General features: G+C 67.6%; 2 protein-coding genes. Both read left to right on the top strand.

The window, feature by feature from the left end; all coding sequences use genetic code 11:
- A partial coding sequence (locus tag FJ694_RS36430; RefSeq protein WP_232540396.1) for a TRAP transporter small permease occupies positions 1–540 on the top strand: 540 nt, incomplete at its 5' end.
- A 25-nt stretch (positions 541–565) separates the two neighbouring features.
- The coding region (locus FJ694_RS36425) for a TRAP transporter large permease subunit (protein ID WP_157272388.1) at positions 566–1635 on the top strand (1070 nt) is incomplete at its 3' end.

The raw sequence follows: 1635 nt of genomic DNA, 5'->3' as shown, positions 1-1635 counted from the left end.
GCCCTGGCGCTGGCCGTCATGGTGGTGCTGGTGTTCGGCAACGTGGTGCTGCGCTACGCCTTCAACTCCGGCATCACGGTGTCCGAGGAGGTCTCGCGCTGGCTGTTCGTGTGGCTGACCTTCCTGGGCGCCATCGTCGCCATCAAGGAGCACGGCCACCTGGGCACCGACATGCTCGTCTCGCGCCTGGGCAAGACGGGCAAGAAGGTGTGCCTCGTCATCGGCCAGCTCGCCATGCTCTACGTGACGTGGCTGCTGTTCCAGGGCGCGCTGGCGCAGGCGCGGATCAATGCCGACGTGCAGGCGCCCGTCACCGGCGCGTCGGTGGCGATCTTCTATGCCTCGGGCGTGTTCTTCGCCGTCTCCGCGGGGCTGCTGCTGCTGCGCGAGCTCGTGCGCACGCTCAGCGGCAAGGTGCGCGACGAGGAGCTGGTGATGGTGCAGGAGAGCGAGGACCTCGCCGCGCTGCACGAGCTGCACCTGGATGAGCCCGCCACCTTCGACGCCAAGCAGCCGGCGCAGGCCGCCCCGCGGCGCTGATGCCCAGACTTCCAAGGAATACTCCATGACCGTCTTCATCTTCCTGGGCTCGCTGCTGGGCGCCATGGCGCTGGGCATCCCGATCGCCTACTCGCTGCTGGTCTCCGGCGTGGCGCTGATGTGGCACCTGGACATGTTCGACGCGCAGATCCTGGCGCAGAACGTCATCAACGGCGCCGACAGCTTCCCGCTGCTGGCCGTGCCCTTCTTCATGCTTGCCGGCGAGATCATGAACGTCGGCGGCCTCTCCAGCCGCATCGTCAAGCTCGCGCTCACGCTGGTGGGCCACAAGCGCGGCGGCCTGGGCTTCGTGGCGATCCTGGCCGCGTGCATGCTCGCGGCGCTGTCGGGCTCGGCCGTGGCCGACACCGCGGCGCTGGCCGCCCTGCTGTTGCCCATGATGGTCAAGGCCGGGCACGACAAGGCGCGCAGCGGCGGGCTCATCGCCTCGGCCGGCATCATCGCCCCGATCATTCCGCCGTCCATCGGCTTCGTGATCTTCGGCGTGGCGGCCAACGTCTCGATCTCCAAGCTCTTCCTCGCCGGCATCGTCCCCGGGCTGCTCATGGGGCTGTCGATCGCGCTGACGTGGTACTTCGTGGCCAAGCGCGAGAACATCGCGCCCCCGCCCAAGGCCAGCTTCAAGGAGCAGATGGCCGCGCTGCGCGACTCGCTGTGGGCGCTGGGCCTGCCGGTGATCGTGATCGTGGGGCTGAAGATGGGTGTCTTCACGCCCACCGAGGCAGCGGTGGTGGCCGCCGTCTACGCGCTGCTGGTGTCGATGCTGGTGTACCGCGAGATGAAGCTCAGCCAGCTCTACGGCGTGTTCGTCAGCGCGGCCAAGACCACCGCCGTGATCATGTTCCTGGTGGCCGCGGCCATGGTCAGTGCCTGGCTCATCACGGTGGCCGACATCCCCAGCCAGATGATCTCGATGCTGGAGCCCTTCATGGGCAACCAGACGCTGCTGCTCATCGCCATCATGCTGCTCGTCATCGCCGTGGGCACGGCCATGGACATGACGCCCACGATCCTGATCCTCACGCCGGTGCTCATGCCCGTGATCAAGCAGGCGGGGATCGACCCGGTCTACTT

Source organism: Azohydromonas aeria, assembly GCF_009760915.1.
Classification (GTDB): Bacteria; Pseudomonadota; Gammaproteobacteria; order Burkholderiales; family Burkholderiaceae_C; genus Azohydromonas; species Azohydromonas aeria.
Note: the sequence above shows the minus strand (reverse complement) of the source record. Positions and strands in the feature narration are given on the sequence as shown.